Raw genomic sequence first — 25,248 nt, 5'->3', positions numbered from 1 at the left:
CTCCTGGGCACCAAATTCAGATCAAACCCGCGAAAGCGGGTTTTTTCGTTTCCGGGGTTTGAAAACTCCACCAGCAATTTCCCCTCTTCGGCGCACTTGAGAAGTTTTATCGTTTATCCTTGCAATGATTTGTTGCACTCAAGTGAGGAAAACCCCGGATGATGATCCGCGATACCCGTCTCAAGACATCCCTTCTGCGTGGCCTGACCATCACTCTGCTCGGCCTGACCCTACTCTCCCCCGCCGCCTACTCCGCCGACAAAGTCTCCCTGACCCTGTACAACGGCCAACACAAAGAAGTCGGCGATGAACTCGCCAAGGCCTTCGAAGCCAGGACCGGCATTCACGTCAACGTACGCAAGGGCAGCAGCAACCAACTGGCCAGCCAAGTCGTGGAGGAAGGCGACCGCTCCCCTGCCGACGTGATCTACACCGAGGAATCGCCGCCACTGAACAAACTTGGCGAGCAAGGCCTGCTGGCCAAGATCGATGCGGGCACGCTCGACGTCCTGCCCAAGGAGTACGTCGGCCGTAACGGCGACTGGATGGGCGTGACCGCACGCACCCGCGTCGTAGCCTTCAACCCCAAACTGATTGCCGAGAAAGACCTGCCCGAGTCGGTATTGGATTTCGCCGGCCCCGAGTGGCAAGGCAAGGTCGGCTTTGTACCTACCAGCGGCGCCTTCCAGGAACAGGCCGTGGCGATCATCAAGCTGCACGGCCGTGAAGCCGCCGAAGAATGGCTGACCGGCCTGCGTGCCTTCGGCAAGGTGTACAGCAACAACATGGTCGCCCTGAAGGCCGTGGAAAACGGCGAAGTAGCCACCGTTCTGGTGAACAACTACTACTGGTTTGCCCTGAAGAAAGAAAAAACCAACCTCGATTCCCAACTGCACTACTTCACCGATGGCGATGCCGGTGGCCTGATCACCGTGTCTTCGGCGGCCGCGCTGAAATCCAGCAAGCATCCCAAAGAAGCCCAGCAACTGCTGGCGTTCATGGCCAGCGAAGAAGGCCAGCGCGTGATTACCACGACCTCGGCCGAATACCCGCTGCGCAAAGGCATGGAATCCAACCGCGGCCTCAAGCCCTTCAGCGAACTGCAGCCGCCGAAAGTCACACCTGCCGACCTGGGCAACGCAGAAGAAGCCCTGGACCTGGAACGTGAGGTTGGCTTGAACTGATGAACCCATCGCTACCCACACCCGCCCTGCGCGGGGGGTTCAGCCCGCGCCGCAAGCGCCCTTCGATCTGGCTGCTGCTCCCCGTCCTGCTACTGGTTGGCCTGAGCCTATTGCCACTGGTGTATGTCGGGCTGAAGGCCTGGCAAGCGGGCTGGGAGCAGGCGGTGCATCTGCTCTGGCGCCCCTATGTGTTCGGGCTGCTGCGCAATACCTTGGCGCTGATGGTCGGCGTGACGGTGGCGTGCGGCGTGATCGGTCTGTCCCTGGCCTGGCTGCTGGAACGCAGCAATCTGCCAGGGCGCCGCCTCTGGGGTGTGGTCCTGTGCCTGCCGTTCGCGGTGCCGGCGTTTGTCAGCAGCTTCACCTGGGTATCCCTGAGCGCCCACTTCGAAGGGCTCGGCGGCGCGATCCTGGTGATGACCCTGTCCAAATACCCGCTGGTGTTTTTGCCAGTGGCCGCAACCTTGCGCAACCTGGACCCTTCCCTTGAAGAATCGGCCCGCACCCTGGGGCTGAATCGCTGGGGCATATTCCTGCGCATCACCCTGCCCTTGCTGTGGCCGTCGCTGCTGGCCGGGGCACTGCTGATTACCCTGCATATGCTGGTGGAGTTCGGCGCGCTGTCGATCATCGGCCTGCAAACCTTCACCACCGCGATCTACCAGCAATTCGAGCTGGAATTCAGCAATGCCAATGCCGCGATGCTTTCGGCGGTATTGCTGGTGATGTGCCTGACCCTGCTGTGGCTGGAACTGCGCGTGCGCGGCAAGGGCCGGCACGTGCGCATCGGCCAGGGCGCGGCGCGGCATGGGGAGCAGGTGCGACTGGGCAAATGGGCGCCACTGGGCCAGGTGTATTGCCTGGCTCTGGCGATCATCGGCAGCGGCATCCCCTTGGGCATGCTCGGCTATTGGCTGGCGGTAGGTTCCTCGGCGGCATTTCCAATGGCCGAGATTGGCGAGGCATTGCTGTCCTCCCTGATGCTGTCGCTGGGTGGCGCGGCACTGTGCCTGGCGCTGGCGGTACCGGTGGGGCTGCTGGTGGTGCGCTACAAGGGCCGACTGGCAATCTGGGCCGAGCGCCTGCCGTACCTGCTGCACGCCCTGCCCGGCCTGGTGATTGCGTTGACACTGGTGTATTTCGCCCTGCATTACGTGCCGGCGCTGTACCAGACGTCGGCGTTGCTGCTGATCGCCTATGCCTTGTTGTTTCTTCCATTGGCCCAGGCGCCGATCCGCACGGCCTTGAACAAAGCCGCACCGCAGTTGGAAGAGGCTGCACGCACGCTGGGGGCATCGTCGTTCAGTGCGTTTTGCCGAGTGACGCTGCCGATTATTTTTCCGGCATTGGGTGCGGCATTTGCGCTGGTGTTCCTGGACGCCATGAAGGAATTGACGGCGACGCTGCTGCTCAGCCCCACCGGGCTGAATACCTTGGCGACTGCCGTGTGGGCGCACACCTCGAATGTGGAGTTTGCGGCGGCGGCGCCTTATGCGGCGTTGTTGATAGTGGTGTCTGGGTTGCCGGTCTATCTGCTGACAACTCGGATGTACTTGAGCCGCTGAGATCGCTATCGGGGGCAAGCCCCCGATGAGACCAGAACAGACGACGCTAAGCCCGGAACTGCCCCAAGCTCGCCTTCAACTGCGCCGCCAACCCATCCAGCACCTTGCCACTGGCGGTAGTCTCCACCACCGCCTGCGCCGCACGCTCGGCCTGGGCATGGATCACCTCGACACGGCCTCGTACCGCATGGGCGCCCTGGGCCTGGTGCTCGGCGGCGCGGGTAGCCAGGCCAATCGCTGCATGCACCTGCTCCACCGAGGCCTGCACCGTCTGCTGCAAGCGCACGCTGTCGCGCAGCACCAGCAAACCTTCGTTGGCCTGGCGCCCGGCCTTGCCGATGGTTTCCACTGCCTCCCGCGCGCCCTGCTGCAACGCGACGATATGGGCCTGGATATCGCCGGTAGAACTTTGGGTCTTACTGGCCAACGCGCGTACTTCGTCCGCTACCACCGCAAAGCCCCGCCCGGTCTCGCCCGCACGCGCGGCTTCAATGGCCGCGTTGAGCGCCAGCAGGTTGGTCTGCTCGGCGATACCATGGATGACCGTCAGCACCACTTCGATCTGCTCGCTTTGCTGGGCCAGGCGCTCGATGACCTGAGACCCGGCCTGGACCTGCCCCGCCAACGCCTCGATCAAACTGCCAACTTCGGCCGACGTGCGCGAGTTCTCGTCCGTCGCCTGACGAATATCCACCACCTGCTGCAACGCCGCCTGCATGGCGTGGCTTTCGGCCTGGGCCTCGTCGGCCATTTGCGACAGCGCGCGCAAACTCTCCGCCACCTCATCACGCTGCAAGCCAGCGGCCGCATCGGCGCCGGCATTGCGCAAGGTCATGGCGCCGATTTCCACGCCGGTACGCTGGGCCACATCGCCCGCCTCGCGCACGATGGGTTGCAACTTATCCACAAAGCGATTGACCGCCGAGGCCATGTCGCCGATTTCGTCCTTGCTGTTGATCTGCACGCGCTTGGTGAGGTCGCCCTCGCCTGCTGCCAGGTCATCCATGGCCGCGATAAGCAGTTTCAGGCGATTGACCACACGACGACCGAGAACCACGGCGATCAGCAGCAATACGCCGAAACCGACCAGCGCCAGCCCCATACCGATGCGCCAACGCAAGGTGCCGGCAGCCTCCTGCACGGCGCCGGTGGTGTTGACGGTCATCTGGGTCGCAGTGGCTTGCGCCGACTGCAGGCGAGCGCCCATGGCCGCCGCGCTATCCGCCGCCGCACCTTTGAGGCTGTCGCCGACCAACTGATCACCGCTGGCTATCAGTGCGGCAAAACGCTTGTCCAGCGCTTGCAGATCGGCCTCGACGGACGCGGTCGACACCCCCATGAGCACCTTGCCAATCTCCACGCCGTTAGGGCTGATGGACGCCTCGACGTAGAACACCGAAGGATCGTTCTTCGCGGCGTTCAGGACTTTGTCCAGGGCGCGATCGCCCTGGCCTTTTTCCAGCAACGCCTTGTTGATCGGATTTTCGCGATTCAGATAACGAGTCAGGTGCTCACCCGCCGCGTCGTCATAAACCACGAACAGCACGTTGGGATTGCGCTGGGCGCGTCGGGCAAACTCGGACAGCGTTGGCACATCGCTGTCCCACATGGCGCGGGGCGCCACCGAGGCCAGCAGTTGCGCCATATCGTTGGCGGAGTCTTGCAGGTCTTTTTCCAGGGTCGCACGCAACTGTTTCTGCTCTGCCTGCAGGCGCTCGGAAAGCCCGGCGGTCAGACGCTGACGGGTACTGGTGGACAAGCTGTCCAGGCTCGACGTGACTTCCTTGCCGGCCTGGGCCAATTCACCGGACAGCTTCTGGCTGTCGATGCCCAGGCGATTGCCTAAATCGGCCTCCAGCGCCGTGACTGTGCTCCGGGTGAGAGCGACCGCCACCAGCACTTGCACCAAAAGAGCGATACCTAGGGTAACGAACACCGGCCGCAACAGACGGCTTTGTAACAATGAGAGAACGGCAGACATCGGGAATCCCTCCACCACGGGTGCCATTAATTTGATAGCACCGCGAAAGAAAGAAACATAGCAAGGGTCGTGCCGCTTGGCATGCAGATACGACAAAGGGCTCCCGAAGGAGCCCTTTGCTTTTTACATCAATAGCTTATTAAGCGAACGGATGACGCAGAACGATGGTCTCGTTGCGATCCGGGCCCGTCGAAATAATATCAATCGGCGCACCGATCAGCTCTTCAACGCGCTTGATGTAGGCACGGGCATTGGCTGGCAACTCTTCCAGGGTCTTGGCACCCACGGTCGACTCGCTCCAGCCCGGCACTTCTTCGTACACAGGCTGCAGGCCCACGTAGCTGTCGGCGTCAACCGGGGCAACGTCCTTGCCTTCGGCATCTTTGTAGCCGACGCAGATGTTGATGGTTTCCAGGCCGTCGAGTACATCCAGCTTGGTGAAGCAGATGCCCGAGATGCTGTTCACATCGATCGCGCGACGCAGGATAACGGCGTCGAACCAGCCACAGCGACGAGCACGGCCGGTGGTCGCGCCGAATTCATGACCTTGCTTGGCCAGGTGCGCACCGACTTCGTCGAACAGTTCGGTCGGGAACGGGCCCGAACCTACACGGGTGGTGTAGGCCTTGGTGATGCCGAGGATGTAGTCCAGGAACATAGGACCAACGCCCGAACCAGTCGCAACGCCGCCAGCAGTGGTGTTGGAGCTGGTCACGTACGGGTAGGTACCGTGGTCGATGTCCAGCAACGAACCCTGGGCGCCTTCGAACATGATGTCCTTGCCGGCGCGACGCAGGTCGTGCAGCTCGGCGGTCACATCCAGCATCAGCGGCTTGAGCAGCTCAGCGTATTCCTTGCACTCGGCCAGGGTCTTGTCGAATTCGATGGCTGGCTCTTTGTAGTAACCCACCAGCATGAAGTTGTGGTAATCCACCAGTTCACGCAGCTTGTCTTCAAAGCGCGGCATGTTGAGCAGGTCGCCCACACGCAGGCCACGACGTGCGACCTTGTCTTCGTAGGCCGGGCCGATGCCGCGACCGGTGGTACCGATCTTCAGCTCGCCACGGGCCTTTTCACGGGCCTGGTCCAGCGCGACGTGGAAGGACAGGATCAGCGGGCAGGACGGGCTGATACGCAGACGCTCGCGCACCGGTACGCCTTTCTCTTCCAGCTTGGTGATCTCGCGCAGCAGGGCATCCGGTGCAACCACGACGCCGTTGCCGATCAGGCACTGCACGCCTTCGCGCAGGACGCCCGACGGGATCAGGTGCAAGACGGTTTTTTCGCCGTCGATGACCAGGGTGTGGCCAGCGTTGTGACCGCCTTGGTAGCGCACTACGGCGGCAGCATGTTCGGTCAGCAGATCAACGATCTTGCCTTTGCCCTCATCACCCCATTGGGTGCCCAGGACTACGACATTCTTACCCATAACACTTGTCCTCATTCGCGCAAACTTGGTGCCGGCGATGGCCGGCAGGAAAACTCAAGAAGCCAGTGGCGATACTTGCCAAAGCCCGTTCTGCAGAATCAATTGCCGGTCGCAGTCCGCTTCACGGGCGGCGGCCAATGGCTGCCCAGGCAATGCCTGGACAACACGCTGACCCTCACTGCGCAACTGGCAAACCTGCTGCCAGAGTGCTGCGTCCGTACTGTCGGGCATCCAGATGCCACCAGACGGCAGCTCGACCTCAGCACGCCCCAGGGTCACCAGGGTTTTCAAATCGGTGGAAAAGCCGGTGGCCGGACGCGCACGACCGAAATCGGCGCCGATGTCGTCGTAACGACCACCTTGGGCGATGGCCTGGCCAACACCCGGTACAAACACCGCGAACACCACACCGGTGTGGTAGTGGTAACCGCGCAGCTCGCCCAGATCAAAATACAGCGGCAACTGCGGGAACCGTGCCGACAACCGCTCAGCAATCTCCAGCACGTCATCCAGTGCAGCCAACACCGGCGCTGGCGCCTTGGCCAGGCGTTCACGTGCAGCCACCAGCACTTCACGGCCGCCACACAGGTTGACCAGTGCACGCAGCATCTCGGCCAGATCCGCAGGCACCCCAGCGGTCAGGGCGATGACTTCATCGATCGCCTTGCGCTGCAGGGCATCGAACAGCTGTTGCTCGGCTTCACCGGACAAACCGGCCGCACGGGCCAGGCCACGGTAGATACCCACGTGACCGAGGTCCATGTGGACATCTGGCACATCAGCCAGTTGCAGCATGGCCAGCATCAGGCTGATCACTTCAACGTCGCTGCTCGGGCTGGCATCACCGTACAACTCCGCGCCCAATTGGATCGGGCTGCGAGAGGACGACAAGGCACGCGGTTGAGCATGCAGCACGCTGCCGGCGTAGCACAGGCGGCTCGGGCCTTCGCGGCGCAGGGTGTGCGCATCGATGCGCGCCACTTGCGGCGTGATGTCGGCACGGAACCCCATTTGCCGGCCCGATTGCGGGTCGATGACCTTGAAGGTGCGCAGATCCAGGTCCTGGCCCGCGCCGGTCAGCAGGGATTCCAGGTACTCGATATGGGGGGTCACGACAAACTCGTAACCCCAGCTCTGGAACAGATCCAACACCTGGCGGCGCGCTACTTCAATGCGCGCAGCTTCTGGTGGCAGTACTTCTTCGATGCCATCTGGCAGCAGCCAGCGGTCTACCGTTGCCATTACGCCATTCCCCTATGATCCGGGCGGCCAGCCCTCGGCCGAGCCTTGAGTGAAGCAGAAAATACCCGCCCCCTGCATAAACCACGCGCAAGAGCGACGTGACGAACGACCTGTTAACGGCCTCGTCGGGCACTTTCCTCGAAAAACCTGTCACGCCTGCCGAATCAAACATGCAGACGCAAAAAAGCCGGGAATTTCCCGGCTGCCGCATCATACACCCGTTTTCTGAAAGGATCACCCCGCCAGGCATTTTAGCCGCCCGACGGAGTGCGCCCTACAAAATCACGGGCTGGTTACTTGGACTTTTCCAGGTAGCGGAAGAAGTCGCTGCTTGGGTCCAGCACCATGACGTCGGTTTTGTTCGCGAAGCTTTCACGGTAGGCACGCAGGCTACGGTAGAACGCGTAGAACTCCTGGTCCTGGCCATAAGCCTTGGCGTAGATCGCCGCAGCTTGAGCATCACCGTCACCACGGGCCTCTTCAGACTCGCGATAGGCTTCTGCCAGCAATACACGACGCTGACGGTCGGCATCCGCACGGATACCTTCAGCCAGCTCGTTACCCTTGGCACGGTGCTCACGGGCCTCACGCTCACGCTCGGTGCTCATGCGCTCGAACACGCTGCGGTTCACTTCCTTCGGCAAATCGATGGCCTTGACCCGAACATCGACAACTTCGATGCCCAGCTCTTTTTCCGCCATCGTGTTCAACGAACGGGTGATATCCGCCATCAGCGCATCACGTTCACCAGACACCACCTCGTGCAGGGTGCGCTTACCAAACTGGTCACGCAGGCCCGATTCCAGACGGCGCGACAAACGCTCGTCGGCAATCTGCTTGAGGCCGGAGGTCGCAGTGTAGAAACGCTCGGCGTCCTTGACGCGCCACTTGGCGTAGGCGTCAACCATCACGGCTTTCTTTTCCAGGGTCAGGAAGCGCTGTGTCGGTGCATCCAGGGTCATCAGGCGGGCGTCGAACTTGCGCACCTGGTTGACGTAGGGGACTTTCACATGCAGGCCCGGCTGGACATCCGCCTGGACCACGCGACCGAATTGCAGCAGCACCGCACGCTCGGTCTGAGCCACGATGTAGAAGCAGTTCCAGGCAGCGATGACCACGACGACGCCCACAATCAGGGCGGTCAGCGATTTATTGCTCATCAACGACTCTCCCTGGTACGTGTTTGCTGTTGCAGCAAGTCAGCGGCCGCACGGGCGCTCGCTTCATTGGCAGCGGCATTGGAACCGGTGGACGGTGCACTGGAGCTGCTGCGACCACCTTCGATCATCTTGTCCAGCGGCAGGTACAGCAGGTTGTTCTGCCCACCCTTGCTGCCGGTCACGAGAACCTTGCTGGTATTGCTGAAGACTTCCTGCATGGTGTCCAGGTACAGACGCTCACGCGTCACCTCAGGCGCCTTGCGATACTCGGCGACCAGCTTGGTAAAGCGATCCGCTTCACCCTTGGCACGGGAGACCACTTCGTCACGGTAACCGTTGGCATCCTCAAGGATACGCTGGGCCTGGCCACGGGCTTCCGGCACGACGCCGTTGGCGTAGGTTTCAGCCTGGTTGCGCGAACGCTGTTCGTCTTCACGGGCGCGGATCACGTCGTCGAAGGCTTCCTGCACTTCACGCGGTGCCGCTGCGCTCTGTACGTTCACCTGGGTGACGGTGATACCGGTGCGATAGGTATCGAGGAACCGCTGCAGGCGCTCCTTGATTTCGCTGGCCATCAGCTCACGGCCTTCGGTCAGCACCTGGTCCATGGCGGTGGAACCCACCACGTGGCGCAGGGCGCTTTCGGTTGCGTGCTGCAAGCTGATTTCCGGCTGATCGACGTTCAGCACGAAGTCCTGCAGGTTGCTGATCTTGTACTGCACGGTCAGCGGCACTTCGACGATGTTCTCGTCTTCGGTCAGCATCTGGCCCTGCTTGGTGTAGGCACGCTCACGCGTGACGTTTTCCATGTACTTCTTGTCGATCGGCGGGAAATAGATATTCAGGCCAGGACCGACAGTTTCGTAGTACTTGCCGAAGCGCAGCACCACGGCTTGCTCCTGCTCGTCCACGACGTATACGGCGCTGTACAGCCATACGGCCGCCAGCACGACAAGACCCAGGCCCAGCAGGCCGTAGCCGCCGCCCTTGCCGGCGCGACCACCTTCGTCACCACCCCGTTTTTTTCCACCACCGAACAACCCATTCAGGCTTTCCTGCAGCTTTCGGAAGGCCTCGTCGAGATCTGGTGGCCCCTTGCGGTCGCCATTATTGCGGCGCTTACCACCCCAAGGATCCTGATTATTCGAGTTGCCACCCGGCTCATTCCAAGCCATAGCGCTCTCCATCTGATAAAGCAAAGACGCACCCACGGCGCGCCGACCAATGCTACAGAATGCCTGCTACTGCGGCACAACCGCTTTCGGAGGCTTTTATTGCAAAGTGTGTTGTTCGATGAACTCTGTCGGTACTACGCCTTCACGGCTGACCAGCCGATTGAGCTCCGAGCGCGGCAATCGAACGGCCAGCAAGCTGACACCTTCTTCGTCGTGTTCTTCTTTCTGTACCGCGCCCAGCTCGAAAAACTGTGCACGCAGTCGAGCAAAACGCTGAGGCAAGCGCAAGGTGCCGACGAACAAATCACTGCCGAGCAATTCGGCAATGGCTTGTTCAAGCAGCTCCAAACCACTGCCATCGCGCGCCGACAGCCAGACCCGCTGGGGCTTGCCGTTCTCGTCGCGCTGGATTTGTGGCTCAACGCCTTCAAGCAAATCGAGTTTGTTATAGACCTCGAGGATCGGCAAGTCCTGGGCACCAATCTCACCCAGCACGACCATCACCTGTTCAATCTGCAACATGCGATCCGGTTCGGCCGCATCGATCACGTGCAACAACAGGTCGGAATTGCTCGACTCTTCGAGCGTAGACCGAAATGCCTCGACCAGCTTGTGGGGCAGGTGCCGAATGAAACCCACGGTATCGGCCAGGACAATCGGCCCCAGGTCGTCAATATCCAGACGGCGCAAGGTCGGGTCGAGGGTAGCGAACAGTTGGTCAGCCGCGTACACGTCCGATTTGGTCACGTTGTTGAACAGCGTGGACTTGCCGGCGTTGGTATAGCCCACCAGGGACACGGTAGGAATATCGGCACGCGAACGGCCACGTCGCGATTGCTCGCGCTGGCTGCGCACCTTCTCCAGTCGGCCCTTGATCTGACGCAGGCGAACCCGCAGCAGGCGTCGGTCGGTTTCCAGCTGGGTTTCACCCGGGCCCCGCATGCCGATACCGCCACCCTGACGCTCAAGGTGAGTCCAACCGCGAACCAGCCGGGTGCTCATATGGTCAAGCTGGGCCAGTTCTACCTGGAGCTTGCCCTCATGGGTACGGGCGCGTTGGGCGAAAATATCGAGAATCAGACCGGTGCGGTCGATCACGCGACACTCGAATACACGTTCGAGGTTACGTTCCTGACTGGGCGTGAGGGTGTGATTGAAGATCACCAGATCGGCTTCTTCGGCATGGACCAGGTCGCGCAGTTCCTCGACCTTGCCGCTGCCGATCAGGAATTTGGCGGTTGGCCGATGACGCGGCACGTTAAAAAACGCAACGGTCTCGGCGCCGGCCGAATTTGCCAACTCCTGAAACTCCTGCGGATCTTCGCGCGCCTCAGGGTCCTGTCCATCCAAGTGAACGAGGATGACTCGCTCACCACCACCGTGGCGCTCAAAGAACAAAGGAGACTCCTATCAGGCGTTACCTGGCTCAGCGTCAGCTGCATCATCACCGGCGGCGCTAGGCAGACGGATTGGACGAACTGGAACCACTGTCGAGATAGCGTGCTTGTAGACCATCTGGCTGACGGTGTTTTTCAGCAGGATCACGAACTGGTCGAACGACTCGATCGTGCCTTGCAGCTTGATACCGTTGACCAGGTAGATGGAAACCCCCACTTTCTCTTTACGTAAAGTATTCAAGTAAGGGTCTTGTAGCGAATGCCCTTTTGACATGTGCCGCACTCCTTTAAGGATCAATAATAAAAAATCGGAAAATAGATAGCTTATGGCCGTCACACCCCCAAGGATAGACGGCAATTGCAAGGACTCAGCTCAATATGGAGACCGTTCCCAAGTATTTCAAGGCGCGTGACAGATTGTCGCTGTCCAGGCTGTCCAACCAGTGCAAATCGCTCCAGCTGCGCAGCCAGGTGAACTGGCGCTTCGCTAATTGGCGCGTGGCAATGATGCCGCGCTCCTGCATTTCGGCTGACGTCAGCTTGCCATCCAGATGATCCCAGACTTGGCGGTAGCCTACAGCACGGATCGAAGGTAACCCTGGATGCAGGTCACCTCTTGACCGCAGTGCTACGACCTCGTCCACAAACCCCTGTTCCAACATAATTGTGAATCTTTGTGCAATTCGTTCATGCAGCACCTGGCGATTTGCCGGAGCGATGGCCAGATTCGCCACAGTATAGGGCAATTGTGACTGTCCAGATGCGCCTGCATCAGCACTTTGCGCAGTTTGTTTCAGCCGCAGTTCAGTCATGGTCTGCCCGCTGACCCGCCAGACTTCCAGGGCGCGGCTGAGGCGCTGGGGATCATTGGGGTGAATGCGCGCGGCGGATACCGGGTCAACCGCTGCCAACTGGTCGTGCAGGGCTTGCCAGCCAAGGCGTGCAGCCTCTTCTTCGAGTTCGGCGCGCACCTGGGCATCGGCGGGTGGCATGTCGGCCAGCCCTTCCTGCAAAGCCTTGTAGTAGAGCATCGTGCCGCCCACCAGCAAGGGGATGTTGCCCCGCGCGGTGATTTGCGCCATGGCGGCCAGGGCGTCGGTGCGGAAATCCGCTGCGGAATAGCTCTCGGCCGGGTCGATGATGTCGATCAACCGATGCGGATACTGCGCCAGCAGCGCTTTGGAAGGCTTGGCGGTGCCGATGTCCATGTCCCGGTAAACCAGGGCAGAGTCGACACTGATCAGCTCGCACGGCAGCACTTTGGTGAGCTCGATGGCCAGGTCGGTCTTGCCGGCGGCCGTGGGGCCCATCAGGAAGATCGCGGGGGGCAAGGCACTCATCAACGGCCGCGCAAGAACAGTTTGTCCAGATCATCCAGGCCCATCTGGGTCCAGGTCGGACGGCCATGGTTGCACTGGCCACTGCGTTCGGTGTTTTCCATGTCGCGCAGCAGGCCGTTCATTTCCGGCAAGGCCAGGCGGCGATTGGCGCGGATAGCGCCGTGGCAGGCCATGGTGCCGAGCAGTTCGTTGATGTGTGCCTGGATACGGTCACTGGTGCCGTACTCCATCAGGTCAGCCAATACATCGGCCACCAGCCGGTTGGCCTCGGCCTGCTTGAGCAGCGCGGGAATCTGGCGAATCGCCAGGGTCTCCGGGCCCAGGCGCTGCAACTCGAAGCCCAGTTTCTGGAACACACTGTGATGCTCTTCGGCGCAATCGGCCTCACGCTGGCTGACGGCCAGGGATTCCGGCACCAGCAACGGCTGGCCACTCAGGCCTTCGCTGGCCATGGCGATCTTCAGGCGCTCGTACATGATCCGCTCGTGGGCGGCGTGCATGTCCACCAGCACCAGGCCATGGGCATTTTCCGCGAGGATGTAGATGCCCTTGAGCTGCGCCAACGCGTAGCCCAGGGGTGGGATATCACCGCCACCTTCCGGCAAGGCCGCTGCGCCCGGCTCGGCACCCGGCAACGGCGCAAAGAACTCACGATAGGCAGCCTGCGCTTCGGCGACCGGCACGGCCGATTGCGGACGCGGTGTGTATTGGTACTGATAACCCGCTCCCGAGCCAGAGCCCGGCGCCGTATAGCTCGGCTGGGGTGGCGGCGATTGCAGCAGGTTTGCCGCCAGGCTCATTTCGCCCTGAGGGCCAAACTCGCCCGCTTCGGGGCCGCTCGGCCGCACCACCGCCGTCACGATGGGCGCAGACAACTGGTCATCCGGGCGCACATCGCCCAGGGCACGGTGCAAGGTGCCATAGAGGAAGTCATGCACCATGCGCCCGTCACGGAAGCGTACTTCGTGCTTGGTCGGGTGCACGTTGACGTCCACTACCGAAGGGTCGACCTCGAAAAACAGCACAAAGGTCGGATGCCGGCCGTTGAACAGCACATCGCGATAAGCCTGGCGCACCGCGTGGGCCACCAGTTTGTCGCGTACCGCGCGGCCATTCACAAAGAAATACTGCAAGTCCGCCTGGCTGCGGGAGAAGGTCGGCAAGCCCACCCAACCCCACAGGCGCAGGCCATTGCGTTCGATCTCAATCGGCAGCGCCTGCTCCAGGAACCCCGCACCGCACACTGCCGCGACACGGCGAGCACGCGCGGCGTCGTCGTTGGCTTCGTGCAGGCTGAGGATGGTCTTGCCGTTGTGGCGCAGGTGAAACGCCACATCGAAACGCGCCAGGGCCAGGCGCTTGATGACTTCTTGCAGGTGATCGAATTCGGTTTTTTCGGCCTTGAGGAATTTGCGCCGCGCCGGGGTGTTGAAGAACAGGTCGCGCACTTCCACCGAGGTGCCCACCGGGTGGGCAGCCGGCTGGACCCGAGGCGCCATGTCGCGGCCTTCGGTTTCCACCTGCCAGGCCTGCTCGGCATCACGGGTGCGCGACGTCAGGGTCAGGCGCGCCACGGAGCTGATGGAAGCCAATGCCTCACCGCGAAAGCCCAGGCTCATCACCCGCTCCAGGTCTTCCAGGTCGCGGATCTTGCTGGTGGCGTGACGGGCCAGGGCCAGCGGCAGGTCATCGGAGGAGATCCCACTGCCATCGTCGCGGACGCGCAGCAGCTTGACGCCGCCCTGCTCCACATCGACATCGATACGCTTGGCGCCGGAGTCGATGCTGTTCTCCAGCAACTCCTTGATCACCGAGGCCGGCCGTTCAACGACCTCGCCCGCCGCAATCTGGTTGGCGAGGCGCGGGCTGAGCAATTCAATGCGCGACCCGCTGTTCAAGACTGATTCGCTCATTACTGTGCCGCCAATTCAGTGCCGGGGATGGTCAATACCTGGCCGATTTTCAACTCATCGCTCTTCAGGTTGTTGGCGCTGCGCAGGGACGCGGCCGAGACCTGGAAACGCACGGCCAGCATGGCCACGGTGTCGCCGGGCTGCACGCGATGGTCGCGCGGGCCCTGGGCGATTTTGCCGGAGTCACGCAGCCAGGCAATGTAGGTGCCCGGCGGCGGGTTCTGCTGGAAGAACTGGCGCACGCCAGCACTGATGGAGCGCGCCAAGGCCTGCTGGTGGCTGGCACTGGCCAGCTTCGAGGCTTCGTTGGCGTTGGAGATAAACCCGGTTTCCACCAGGATCGATGGGATGTCCGGCGATTTCAACACCATGAACCCGGCCTGCTCCACGCGCTGCTTATGCAACGAGGTCACCCGGCCGATGTTGCTCAACACCTTCTGGCCGACGTTCAAGCTGGAGGTCAGCGAGGCCGTCATCGACAGGTCAAGCAGTACACCGGCGAGCATCTTGTCCTTGTCATCGAGGGACACGTTGCCGGCCCCGCCGATCAAGTCGGAACGGTTTTCGCTGTCGGCCAGCCAGCGGGCGGTCTCGGACGTGGCGCCGCGATCCGACAGAGCAAACACCGAGGCACCGAAGGCGGCAGCCGAAGGTGCGGCGTCGGCATGGATCGAGACGAACAGATCGGCGCCCTTCTTACGGGCGATTTCGGTACGGCCGCGCAACGGAATGAAGTAGTCGCCGGTACGGGTCAGTTCGGCGCGGTAGCCTTTCATGCCGTTGACCTGGCGCTGCAGCTCACGGGCGATGGCCAGCACCACATCTTTCTCATGCTGGCCGCGCGAGCCGGAGGCGCCCGGGTCTTCACCGCCGTGGCCGGCATCGATCACCACGATAATGTCGCGCTTGCCGGCCGGTGCTGGCGGCGGCGGTGGCAGCTTGACCTGGGGTTGGGACGGGTTGACCGGTACGGCCGGCACTGTCGCCACGGCCGGGGTTGGCGCCGGCGGCGGCGCGGCATCGGCGGCGTTGTCGAACAGATCGACCACCAGCCGGTTGCCGTATTGGGCGTTTGGCGCCAGGGAGAAACTTTTCGGGGTCACGACCTTTTTCAGGTCGATCACCACCCGCAGGTCGGTCGGCGTGCGCTGCGCCGAGCGCATGGCGGTAATCGGCGTGTTGGCGGTGGACACGTTCAACGGCGCGGCCAAGGTCGCACCATTGATATCGATCACCAAGCGATCGGGCGCCGTGAGGGTAAAGACACTGTGCTGGACCGGGCCAGACAGGTCGAACACCAGTCGCGTGTTATCCGGCGCTCGCCACAGGCGAACACTCTTCACCTGTGAAGCAGCCAGAGCATTGACAGTCATTGCCGCAAGCAACACCCCTACGACAGCAACCAACGCGCGAAAGCGCATACCTAACCCCACCAATTATTTGAATTCCAAAGCCAGAGCGACGCACCACGACTCACCGCGCGCACCCTGGGGCAACAACTTCAGCTGACGTCCGTGACCATGCGGCGTAATGGTAATGGTCAGGTCCGGCTTTGGCAAAAAGCCTGTGCCTTTATCTGGCCACTCGATCAGGCACAGCGCGTCTTCATCGAAGTAATCACGGATGCCCATGAATTCGAGTTCTTCGGGATCCACCAGGCGGTAGAGGTCGAAGTGGAAAGCCCGCACTGCGCCGATCTCGTAGGGTTCAACCAGGGTGAACGTGGGACTCTTGACCGCCCCCGTGTGGCCCAGACCGCGAATGATCCCCCGGGACAACGTGGTCTTGCCCGCCCCCAGGTCGCCTTCAAGAAAGATCAGGCCTGACCCGGCCGTAACCTGGGCAATACGCTGACCTAACGCCACCATGGCGTCTTCATCGGCCAGGAAAAGAATTACTTCAGACACGGCGACTGTTCCTCCAGCAATTGACGAATGGCGGGTATCAGGTCACTGGCGGCCAGCCCGCGACCAAAGCTGCCCTGACGATCCCCCGCCGTGGCGTGCAACCAGACAGCCAGGCAGCTGGCTTCATAGGCCGGCATGCCCTGGGCCAGCAGCGCACCTACCAGGCCGGCCAAAACGTCACCGAGGCCCGCCGTCGCCATCGCCGGATGGCCTTGGTCACAGCGTGAAACGCACCCGTCCGGGCTGGCGATCAAACTGCCAGCACCCTTGAGGATAGCCACTGCCTTGAATTTCTGACTCAACGCGCGCGCCACCTTAAGACGGTCGGCCTGAACCTCGGCTGTCGAAATTCCCAACAAGCGCGCCGCCTCCCCCGGATGCGGAGTGATCACGCAATGGGCCGGCAGGCTCACGCTGCCAGTCGCCAGTTGATTGAGCGCATCGGCATCCCAGACCTGCGGCAGCCGAGCATTGGCTGCGACGGACAACAGGCTTTTGCCCCAGGCGGCTTCGCCCAGGCCGGGGCCAATGACGATTACCGAGATTTTTTCCAGCAAGCCCATCAACTGGTTGGCCGAACTCACGCCGACGCTCATGACTTCCGGCAAACGGGCCAGCGCGGCCGGCACGTGCTCAAGGCGAGTGGCCAGGGACACCATGCCCGCGCCACTGCGCAGGGCGCTTTCGGCACTCAACAGCGCGGCACCGCCAAAGCCACGGTCGCCGCCAATCATCAGCAGGTGGCCGAACTGGCCTTTATGGGCGTCTGGGGAACGCGCAGCCAGTTGCGGCAAATGGCCGTGCAACAAAGGCTGAACGTCGGTTATTTCGTGTTTTGTCTGCGGCATGCGTCTTCAAGCTCCGATGTCTGGCAGAATTATACGCATCTAACCTGTGGTTTCCCGTGTCTCATGCCCGCTATTACCTCCGATCTGCCCGCCCTCGCCCAATCGATCAAAGACTGGGGCCGCGAGCTGGGCTTTCAACAAGTCGGCATCAGCGGCCTGGACCTGGCCGAGCATGAACACCATCTGCAACGCTGGCTCGACGCGGGCTACCACGGCGAGATGGACTACATGGGCGCCCATGGCAGCAAACGCTCGCACCCGGACGAACTGGTGCCGGGTACCCTGCGCGTGGTGTCGCTGCGCATGGATTACCTGCCCGGCGACACGCAGATGGCGCAACTGCTGGCAAAACCGGAAAAAGCCTACATCTCCCGTTATGCCCTGGGCCGCGACTACCACAAGCTGATCCGCAAGCGCGTGCAGCAGTTGGCCGACCGCATCCAGGCGCAGATCGGCCCTTTCGGCTTTCGCGCCTTTGTCGACAGCGCGCCCGTGCTGGAAAAGGCCATTGCCGAACAAGCCGGCCTTGGCTGGATGGGTAAAAACACCCTGGTGCTCAATCGCAAGGCCGGCAGTTATTTCTTCCTCAGCGAACTGTTTGTCGACTTGCCGCTGCCCGTGGATCCCCCCCACGCCACCGAGCACTGCGGCCGCTGCACCGCTTGCCTGGACATCTGCCCGACCAATGCGTTCGTCGGTCCCTATGTACTGGACGCACGACGCTGTATTTCCTACCTGACCATCGAACTCAAGAGCGCAATCCCGGAAGACCTGCGCCCGCTGATCGGCAATCGGGTATTCGGCTGCGATGACTGTCAGATCGTTTGTCCGTGGAATCGTTTCGCACGCCCCACTGCCGAAAGCGATTTCAAGCCACGGCACAACCTGGATAACGCGGAACTGGCGGAGCTGTTCATGTGGGATGAGGATAAATTCCTCAGCAGTACCGAAGGCTCACCGTTGCGCCGTGCCGGTTACGAGCGCTGGCTGCGCAACCTGGCGGTGGGCCTGGGCAATGCGCCGTCTAGCATTCCGGTGCTGGAAGCCTTGAAGGCACGTCGGGATTACCCGTCGGAGCTGGTGCGCGAACATGTGGAATGGGCGCTGAACCAGCACGCATCGCGCTAGTGCACGTCGTCGTTGTAGATGAACTTGGGCATTTCCCAGTGAAAACGGATCGCCAGCAGGCGCAATAGAAAGCCGCTGAACAGGGTCAGTAGAATCGCCTGCTCGCTGGGCAGTTCCAGGTAGAGGCACAGCAGGTAGAACCAGGCGGCGAGGAATGACACGCTGGCATACAGTTCACGGCGGAAGATCAGCGGAATGTCGTTGCAGAAGATATCCCGCAGAATGCCGCCGAAGACGCCGGTGATCACCCCGCTGACCGAGGCCACCAGCATGCCGTGGCCCATTTCCAGGGCGGTCATGCAGCCGATCAAGGTGAACGCGACCAGGCCCACGGCATCCAGCGCGAGGAACAGCGAGCGCAGGCGACGCATCAAGGGTGCGATAAAGATCGTCACCAGCGCCGCGATGGAGGTCAGCACCAGGTATTCCGGGTGCTTGACCCACGTCAGCGGGTAGTGGCCGAGCAATACGTCGCGTACCGAGCCGCCGCCCAATGCCGTCACGCAGGCGATCAGCACCACACCAAACCAGTCCATGCCGCGCCGGCCGGCGGACAACGCGCCGGTCATGGCTTCGGCGGTGATGGCGATGAGGTAGAGCATCAGCAGCATGAAGGCGATCCTTGTAGTGAGCGGGCTTGCCCCGCGCTGGGCTGCGCAGCAGCCCCAAATACTTGGCGATGATATCTATAGGGAAAAATGCGGCAACAGCAGTGGGGCCGCTACGCAGCCCAACGCGGGGCAAGCCCGCTCACCACAGAAAGCCCGGACACAGCAAGAAACCGTTTCAAGCCTTGATGAAATGCTTGCGGTAATGCTGCAGCTCGGCGATCGACTCGCGAATATCATCCAGCGCCAGGTGGGTGCTGCCTTTATGGAAGCTGTCCTTGACCTCCGGCGCCCAGCGCGCAGCCAGTTCCTTGAGCGTGGACACATCCAGGTTGCGGTAGTGGAAGTAGCTTTCCAGCGCTTTCATATGGGTATAAAGGAAGCGACGATCCTGGCAGATGCTATTGCCGCAGATCGGCGATTTACCCTTGGGCACCCACTTCTCCAGGAAGGCAATGGTTTCGGCTTCGGCTTCGGCCATGCTGATGCGGCTGTCACGCACACGCTGGGTCAGGCCGGAGTTGCCGTGGGTGCGGGTGTTCCACTCGTCCATGGTGGCGAGCACGGCGTCGCTGTGGTGGATGGCGATCACCGGACCTTCGGCCAAGGTGTTGAGGTTGCTGTCGGTGACAATGGTCGCCATCTCGATGATGACGTCGGTGTCAGGGTTCAGACCGGTCATTTCCAGATCGATCCAAATCAGGTTCTGTGGGTTTTGCATGGCTTGATTCTCTTGGCACCTTGGCGTAGCTGCGCAGTTTAGCAGGCGGGGCCGTGCTAGACTCGCGACCGTTTTACCCAACCTTTGCATTATCGACACGGAACACCAATGGCCAAACGCCAGCTCAATCGTCGCCAAAACTGGCGCATCGAAAAGATTCAAGGTGAACGCGCCGCCCGCGCCGCCAAACGTGAATCCTCCGCCGTGGAAGCGCTCGAGGGCGGCGACCTGGGCCCCGAACAGACGGGCCTGGTAATCGCGCACTTCGGTGTGCAGGTCGAAGTCGAGGCGCTGGAAGGCGAACTCGCGGGCCAGGTGTTCCGCTGCCACTTGCGTGCCAACCTGCCTGCGCTGGTCACCGGCGACAAGGTGGTCTGGCGCGCCGGCAACCAGGGCATCGGCGTGATCGTCGCCCAACTGCCGCGCACCACCGAACTGCGCCGCCCCGACAGCCGTGGCCAGCTCAAGCCGGTAGCGGCCAACGTCGACATGATCGTGATCGTGTTTGCACCGCTGCCCGAGCCCCATGCCAACCTGATCGACCGCTACCTGGTGGCGGCCGAGCATGCCGGCATTCGCCCGTTGTTGCTGCTGAACAAATTCGACCTGATCGACGAGCAGAATGCCCCCGCGCTCAACGCGCTGCTGGCGGTCTACCGCACCCTGGGCTACCCGGTGCTGGAAGTCTCGGCCCATCACGGCAATGGCATGGAACAGCTGCAACAGCAGTTGGACGGACGTATCAGCGTCTTTGTCGGCCAGTCGGGCGTAGGCAAATCCTCGCTGGTCAACAGCCTGCTGCCGGAAGTCGATACCCGCGTGGGCCCGCTGTCGGAGCTGTCCGGCCAGGGCACCCACACCACCACCACGGCGCGGCTGTTCCACTTCCCGGGCGGCGGTGAGTTGATCGACTCCCCGGGCATCCGTGAATTCGGCCTCGGCCACGTCAGCCGCAGCGACGTGGAAGCGGGCTTTATCGAATTCAACGACCTGATCGGCACCTGCCGCTTCCGCGATTGCAAACACGATCGCGAGCCGGGCTGCGCCCTGCTCAAGGCCTTGGAAGACGGCCGCGTGCAGCAGCAGCGGATGAACAGCTATCGGTCGATTATTGCGAGCTTGCCGGAAAGCAGTTACTAAACTGGCGAAACAACAAGGCCGCGATCATCGCGGCCTTGTTGTATATGGCTTAGGAACCCGTCCCCGGCACCGTAGGATCTTTCACCCCACCATCATCAAACAGGTTCAGCTTCTGCCGCAGTTCATGGGCCGGCAATGGCTCCTGCCCTGGCGGGATGGCGTTAGGGTCGGCCGGCACTTCACCTGGCCCGCCCGCTCCCTGGGTTGGCACCGGCGGCGCGACATGTTGGTCACCTTCAATCGCACGCTGGGCCTTTTTGGTCAGCACGACGATATCGATGCGGCGGTTGATCGGGTTGAACGGATCCTTGGGGTCAAACAGCTGCGAGGACGCAAAGCCCACCACGCGCGCGACTTGCGGGTCGGGGTAGCTGCCGGCCACCAGTGCCCGACGCGCGGCGTTGGCACGGTTGGCGGAAAGCTCCCAGTTGCCGAAGTCACCCTGGCCCGCGTAAGGCTTGGCATCGGTGTGGCCGCTGATGCTGATCTTGTTCGGCACCGCCTTGATGGTGTCGGCCATGGCCAGCAGGATGTCTTCAAAGTACGGTTTCAAACGCGCGCTGCCAGAGTCGAACATCGGCCGGTTGGCGGCGTCGGTGATCTGGATACGCAAGCCATCCGGGGTGATCTCGAACGAAATCTGATCCTTGAACTTCAGCAGTTGCGGGTTTTCCTCAACCTTGGTCTGCAACTCTTGCAGCAACAGTTCAAGACGCTCCTGCTCGACCTGCTCGGCCATGGCTTCGACGGTATCGCGCTCGATCGGGATTTTTTCCTGCGGTGCTTCGGTTTTGACTTCCGGGTTGATGGTGCGCTCAGGCGCCAACTGCGGCGAACCGCCCAGGTCGATCACGAAGGGCGTGCCGCTTTCCGAGAAGCCAATCGGGTCTTTGAAGTAGCCGGCAATGGCAATCTTCTGTTCGGGCGTGGCGGTGGACATCAGCCACAGCACCAGGAAGAACGCCATCATCGCCGTGGCAAAGTCGGCGAAGGCGATTTTCCAGGCGCCGCCATGGTGCCCCGCAGCGAAGCGCTTGACGCGCTTGATGATTATCGGCTGGTTGTTTTCCATGGCTTAGCGACCGCGAACCGCTTGTTCCAGCTCGGCGAAACTTGGGCGATGCTTCGGGTACAGCACCTTGCGACCGAACTCCACCGCCAACGAAGGCGGCATGCCGGAAGCGGACGCCACCAGGCTGGCCTTGATCGATTCGTACAGGTTGATTTCTTCCTTGGCGTCGTGGGCCAGGGAGGTCGCCAGCGGGCCGAAGAAGCCGTAGGCCGCGAGAATACCGAAGAAGGTACCCACCAGCGCCGCACCTACGTGCATGCCGATAGCCGCCTGGTCACCTTCGCCCAGGGAGGCCATGGTTACCACGATACCCAGTACCGCCGCGACGATACCGAAGCCGGGCATGCCGTCGGCTACACCGGTCACGGCATGGGAAGGATGCTCCAATTCTTCCTTGAGGCTGAACAATTCCATGTCGAACAGGCCTTCAAGCTCATGGGGAGCCATGTTGCCGGAGGACATGATGCGCAGGTAGTCGCAGATGTAGGCGGTCATGCGCTCATCTTTGAGCACGGCCGGGTACTTGGCGAAAATCGGGCTGGCCGCGGCGTCTTCGATGTCGGCCTCGATGGCCATCATGCCTTCGCGGCGGCTCTTGTTGAGGATCTCGTAAACCAGGCCCAGCACTTCCAGGTAGAACGTGTGTGTGAAGCGCGAACCGAACATGCTCAGCGACTTCTTGATCACGTGCATGGTCATGTAGCCGGGGTTCGCCTGCAGGAAGGCACCCAATGCCGCACCACCGATAATCATCACCTCGAAAGGCTGGATCAGTGCCGCAATTTTACCGTGGGACAGGACGTAGCCGCCGAGCACGCTCGCGAAGACGACGATAATGCCGATAATTTTAGCCATAGGAGATGAGTACTTGCGCCGTCGGGTTCATGGACATATTTGGGGGAACTGAAAAACTCTTGTTCTACTTATCGGCAAAACTGCGCCAGACTATAGCCCGTTAAGGCGAAAAGCCAGTTCGGCCCGCTCCGGGTGTGTTGACCGCAAGTGATGATCGCGCCCCAATCATGGCTAATGAAACGACAGTCCCAACTGCAAAACCTGCTTCTCTAGCCGCTTGGATCAAGCGCCTGGACGAAGTGCTGCTGCCTGTTCCACAGGCCAGCCATGACCGCGTGTGCAAAGCCATCCGCGATAGCCGCAGTTCGTTGCGAGATATTGCCGAGCTGATGCAAAACAGCCCGGCCCTCGTACTCAGCGTCATGCGCGAGGCCAACAGCCACACCCATGGCAGCCTGACGGCGCCGGCGGAAAACCTCGAAGTGGCGCTTAACCGCCTGGGCCTCAAACGCGCCGAGGAACTGCTGGCACGCCTGCCGTCGGTGCCGGCCCATGAAATTCCCGTAGCGCTGCGCCAGCTGTTGCTGGTCAGCCAGCACGCCTCGCAACAAGCCAATGGATTGTTCGGCAGTCGCCTGGCGCGGCTGTGGCAGGACATTCACTGGGGCAGCCTGCTGTTTCTTTCACCGCTGTGGCCGATGGCCGTTGCCTACCCCAAGCTCCTGGAAGAATGGGAACTGCGGGTCATCCACAAAGGCGAGTCGGCACGCAAGGTCGAACAGGCATTGTTCGGCGTGCGCCTGCTGGACCTGTGCCTCGGCCTGACCGAGACCTGGCACCTGCCGATCTGGGTATCCCAGGGGTATACCTTGCTGCGGACCGAGCAGCGCTTGCTGGTCAAGGCCCTGCACATCGCCCGCGAAGACGACCCTCTTCGTCACCAGCAATTGCTCGACGCCGATCCCAACCTGCGCCGCTGGTTGAATCAGCCGGCCAATACGGTGCTGCTGGCCAACGGCCTGGCGATGTCGGCCCAGGAGTCCTGGACCTGCCCGCACACCCAGCGCTGGCAGTACCTCACCGCGTTGTACCTGCAACAGCCCCTGGGCGAGGTGCAGCAACAGGTGCACCAGCAAGCCGTCACCAGCGCTCGCAGCACCTTGATGCCCGACCTCTGGCACCCGGCGCTGTCGCTGATCTGGCCGTGGCATGTGCACAAGATTCATCGCGGCCTGCTGCCTGCACCACCGCCCACCGCCGAAGCCCTGGCTGTCTGGCGCAAGCGTTGTACCGAACTGCTGGTAGAGCCGAGCCGCTTTGCCAACGCCATGCATTTGACCACGTGCGCCAAGGAGGCCCTGGTGGCCAGCGGCATGCAGCGCGTCATGCTGTTCATGGCCGATCGTGCCCTGAGCACCTTGCGCGTACATCAGGCCGACGGCCTGCCGAAGGACGCCGCCAACCTGAGCCTGGATGTGGTCAACAGCACGCTGCTGCAGCGCCTGCTGGAAAAGTCCGCCCAGGTGCGCCTCACACCGGAAAACCACGCCCAGTTCTCGGCACTGCTGCCGCCGATCCTGCGCCGCCTGTTCACCGGCGAGCACCTGTTGTTGCGGTCCATGAGCTGCAACGGTCGCGTGGTGATGGTGATGGTCGCCGACCAGGGCGGCGGGCCGTTCTCGGAAACCACCGTGCAGGCCTTCGGTAAAACCGCCCAATGCATCGAGAAAGCCCTGCACAGCTTTACCAACCGCAGCGCTTGATGCTTGCGCTACAATCGCCGTCCTTTAATCGCCAACATTTGTGCCCAGGAGACCTCACATGCCTGACTTCTCTGGCTTGCCGCTGGTGATCGAGTCCAGTGACCTGCTCGCTCAACTGGATGCCGAACACCTGATTCTGGTGGACCTCACCAGTGCCGCCCGCTACGCCGAAGGGCACATCCCCGGCGCGCATTTCGTTGACCCCAAGCGCACCCAGCTGGGCCAGGCGCCGGCACCCGGCCTGCTGCCCGGCAAGGCCGAGCTTGAGAAACTGTTCGGCGAACTGAGCCACACGCCCGACGCTACCTACGTGGTCTATGACGACGAAGGCGGGGGCTGGGCCGGGCGTTTCATCTGGATGCTCGATGTGATCGGCCACCAGAAATACCACTACCTGGATGGCGGCCTGCTGGCGTGGCTGGAGGGCAAGCACCCGCTCTCCACCGACGTGCCCGCCCCGGCCGGCGGCCCGGTCAGCCTTACGCTGCACGATGGCCCCACCGCCACCCGCGAATACCTGCAAAGCCGTCTTGGGGCTGCCGACCTGGGCATCTGGGATGCCCGTGGCCCGCTGGAATACTCCGGCGAGAAAGTCCTCGCGGCCAAAGGCGGCCACATCCCCGGCGCGGTGAATTTCGAGTGGACTGCCGGCATGGACAAGGCACGCAACCTGCGCATTCGCCGCGACATGCCGCAGATCCTCGAAGACCTCGGGCTGACCAAAGACAAAGAAATCATCACCCACTGCCAGACTCATCATCGCTCTGGCTTCACCTACCTGGTGGCCAAGGCGCTCGGTTATCCGCGAGTCAAAGGTTATGCCGGTTCCTGGGGCGAATGGGGCAACCACCCCGACACCCCCGTCGAGATTTAAGGTTTA

The 25,248-nt window shown here is 61.9% G+C and carries 22 protein-coding genes; 6 read left to right on the top strand and 16 right to left on the bottom strand.

Features of this window, described 5'->3' with window-relative positions:
• The first annotated feature begins 158 nt into the window (after positions 1–158).
• Complete coding sequence (locus tag AC07OT_RS20795; protein ID WP_495108940.1) at positions 159–1,184, top strand: iron ABC transporter substrate-binding protein; 1,026 nt, start codon at positions 159–161, stop codon at positions 1,182–1,184.
• Positions 1,184–2,749 (top strand): ABC transporter permease, encoded by a 1,566-nt coding sequence (locus AC07OT_RS20790; RefSeq protein WP_495108939.1) that lies wholly within the window; start codon positions 1,184–1,186, stop codon positions 2,747–2,749. The genes AC07OT_RS20795 and AC07OT_RS20790 overlap by 1 nt, the downstream gene beginning before the upstream one ends.
• A 46-nt stretch (positions 2,750–2,795) precedes the next feature.
• Here the strand turns inward: AC07OT_RS20790 and AC07OT_RS20785 are convergent, their stop codons facing one another.
• From AC07OT_RS20785 to AC07OT_RS20730, 12 genes are all read right to left on the bottom strand, one after another.
• Positions 2,796–4,730, bottom strand: a complete 1,935-nt coding sequence (locus tag AC07OT_RS20785) for a methyl-accepting chemotaxis protein (RefSeq protein ID WP_115486399.1) — start codon at positions 4,728–4,730, stop codon at positions 2,796–2,798.
• A 139-nt stretch (positions 4,731–4,869) separates the two neighbouring features.
• Complete coding sequence (locus AC07OT_RS20780; RefSeq protein WP_027604896.1) at positions 4,870–6,159, bottom strand: adenylosuccinate synthase; 1,290 nt, start codon at positions 6,157–6,159, stop codon at positions 4,870–4,872.
• A gap of 54 nt (positions 6,160–6,213) precedes the next feature.
• Positions 6,214–7,401 carry an ATP phosphoribosyltransferase regulatory subunit gene (locus AC07OT_RS20775; RefSeq protein ID WP_495108938.1) on the bottom strand — a complete coding sequence of 396 codons (1,188 nt, stop codon included), beginning with the start codon at positions 7,399–7,401 and terminating at the stop codon, positions 6,214–6,216.
• A 293-nt stretch (positions 7,402–7,694) separates the two neighbouring features.
• Entirely contained in the window at positions 7,695–8,561 is an 867-nt protein-coding gene (gene hflC / locus AC07OT_RS20770) for a protease modulator HflC (RefSeq protein ID WP_010213607.1), read from the bottom strand.
• The gene (hflK, locus tag AC07OT_RS20765) at positions 8,561–9,736 is read right to left on the bottom strand and encodes an FtsH protease activity modulator HflK (protein WP_495108937.1); all 1,176 of its coding nucleotides are present in this window, start codon (positions 9,734–9,736) and stop codon (positions 8,561–8,563) included. The genes hflC and hflK overlap by 1 nt, the downstream gene beginning before the upstream one ends.
• Positions 9,737–9,832: 96 nt before the next feature.
• Positions 9,833–11,134 (bottom strand): ribosome rescue GTPase HflX, encoded by a 1,302-nt coding sequence (gene hflX, locus AC07OT_RS20760; RefSeq protein ID WP_027604899.1) that lies wholly within the window; start codon positions 11,132–11,134, stop codon positions 9,833–9,835.
• A 12-nt stretch (positions 11,135–11,146) separates the two neighbouring features.
• Positions 11,147–11,407: an RNA chaperone Hfq gene (gene hfq, locus AC07OT_RS20755; protein WP_003171355.1), complete on the bottom strand. Its 261-nt coding sequence runs from the start codon at positions 11,405–11,407 to the stop codon at positions 11,147–11,149.
• Between the two features lie 94 nt (positions 11,408–11,501).
• Positions 11,502–12,473, bottom strand: a complete 972-nt coding sequence (gene miaA / locus AC07OT_RS20750) for a tRNA (adenosine(37)-N6)-dimethylallyltransferase MiaA (RefSeq protein WP_108573628.1) — start codon at positions 12,471–12,473, stop codon at positions 11,502–11,504.
• Positions 12,473–14,386: a DNA mismatch repair endonuclease MutL gene (gene mutL, locus AC07OT_RS20745; RefSeq protein WP_495108936.1), complete on the bottom strand. Its 1,914-nt coding sequence runs from the start codon at positions 14,384–14,386 to the stop codon at positions 12,473–12,475. Before mutL ends, miaA begins: the two co-directional genes overlap by 1 nt.
• Positions 14,386–15,807, bottom strand: a complete 1,422-nt coding sequence (locus tag AC07OT_RS20740; RefSeq protein ID WP_092489328.1) for an N-acetylmuramoyl-L-alanine amidase — start codon at positions 15,805–15,807, stop codon at positions 14,386–14,388. Before AC07OT_RS20740 ends, mutL begins: the two co-directional genes overlap by 1 nt.
• A 15-nt stretch (positions 15,808–15,822) precedes the next feature.
• Positions 15,823–16,293, bottom strand: coding sequence for a tRNA (adenosine(37)-N6)-threonylcarbamoyltransferase complex ATPase subunit type 1 TsaE (gene tsaE / locus AC07OT_RS20735; RefSeq protein ID WP_141156599.1), 471 nt, complete (start codon positions 16,291–16,293; stop codon positions 15,823–15,825).
• Positions 16,281–17,141 carry an NAD(P)H-hydrate dehydratase gene (locus tag AC07OT_RS20730; protein WP_495108935.1) on the bottom strand — a complete coding sequence of 287 codons (861 nt, stop codon included), beginning with the start codon at positions 17,139–17,141 and terminating at the stop codon, positions 16,281–16,283. The genes tsaE and AC07OT_RS20730 overlap by 13 nt, the downstream gene beginning before the upstream one ends.
• Before the next feature lie 63 nt (positions 17,142–17,204).
• Between AC07OT_RS20730 and queG the strand changes: the two genes are divergently transcribed.
• Positions 17,205–18,269 carry a tRNA epoxyqueuosine(34) reductase QueG gene (gene queG / locus AC07OT_RS20725; protein ID WP_495108934.1) on the top strand — a complete coding sequence of 355 codons (1,065 nt, stop codon included), beginning with the start codon at positions 17,205–17,207 and terminating at the stop codon, positions 18,267–18,269.
• Here the strand turns inward: queG and AC07OT_RS20720 are convergent.
• A complete protein-coding gene (locus AC07OT_RS20720; RefSeq protein ID WP_065940870.1) occupies positions 18,266–18,880 on the bottom strand; it encodes a trimeric intracellular cation channel family protein in 615 nt (204 codons plus the stop codon). The genes queG and AC07OT_RS20720 overlap by 4 nt on opposite strands.
• A gap of 175 nt (positions 18,881–19,055) precedes the next feature.
• Positions 19,056–19,598 (bottom strand): oligoribonuclease, encoded by a 543-nt coding sequence (gene orn / locus AC07OT_RS20715; protein ID WP_010213620.1) that lies wholly within the window; start codon positions 19,596–19,598, stop codon positions 19,056–19,058.
• 108 nt (positions 19,599–19,706) lie between these two features.
• On the opposite strand from orn, the gene rsgA reads away from it, so the two are divergent.
• Positions 19,707–20,738 (top strand): small ribosomal subunit biogenesis GTPase RsgA, encoded by a 1,032-nt coding sequence (gene rsgA / locus AC07OT_RS20710; protein ID WP_017734951.1) that lies wholly within the window; start codon positions 19,707–19,709, stop codon positions 20,736–20,738.
• A gap of 49 nt (positions 20,739–20,787) precedes the next feature.
• On the opposite strand, the gene motB is transcribed toward rsgA, so the two are convergent.
• Positions 20,788–21,810 carry a flagellar motor protein MotB gene (gene motB / locus AC07OT_RS20705; protein WP_115486403.1) on the bottom strand — a complete coding sequence of 341 codons (1,023 nt, stop codon included), beginning with the start codon at positions 21,808–21,810 and terminating at the stop codon, positions 20,788–20,790.
• Between the two features lie 3 nt (positions 21,811–21,813).
• Positions 21,814–22,665 (bottom strand): flagellar motor stator protein MotA, encoded by an 852-nt coding sequence (motA, locus tag AC07OT_RS20700; protein WP_003171338.1) that lies wholly within the window; start codon positions 22,663–22,665, stop codon positions 21,814–21,816.
• A 167-nt stretch (positions 22,666–22,832) separates the two neighbouring features.
• On the opposite strand from motA, the gene AC07OT_RS20695 reads away from it, so the two are divergent.
• Both AC07OT_RS20695 and AC07OT_RS20690 read left to right on the top strand, forming a co-directional pair.
• The gene (locus AC07OT_RS20695) at positions 22,833–24,368 is read left to right on the top strand and encodes an HDOD domain-containing protein (RefSeq protein WP_141156597.1); all 1,536 of its coding nucleotides are present in this window, start codon (positions 22,833–22,835) and stop codon (positions 24,366–24,368) included.
• Between the two features lie 58 nt (positions 24,369–24,426).
• Positions 24,427–25,242, top strand: a complete 816-nt coding sequence (locus tag AC07OT_RS20690) for a rhodanese-like domain-containing protein (protein WP_495108933.1) — start codon at positions 24,427–24,429, stop codon at positions 25,240–25,242.
• Positions 25,243–25,248 lie beyond the last annotated feature (6 nt).

The organism is Pseudomonas sp. GW821-FHT09C10 (assembly GCF_059418085.1).
This window is presented reverse-complemented; position numbering and strand designations above follow the sequence as displayed.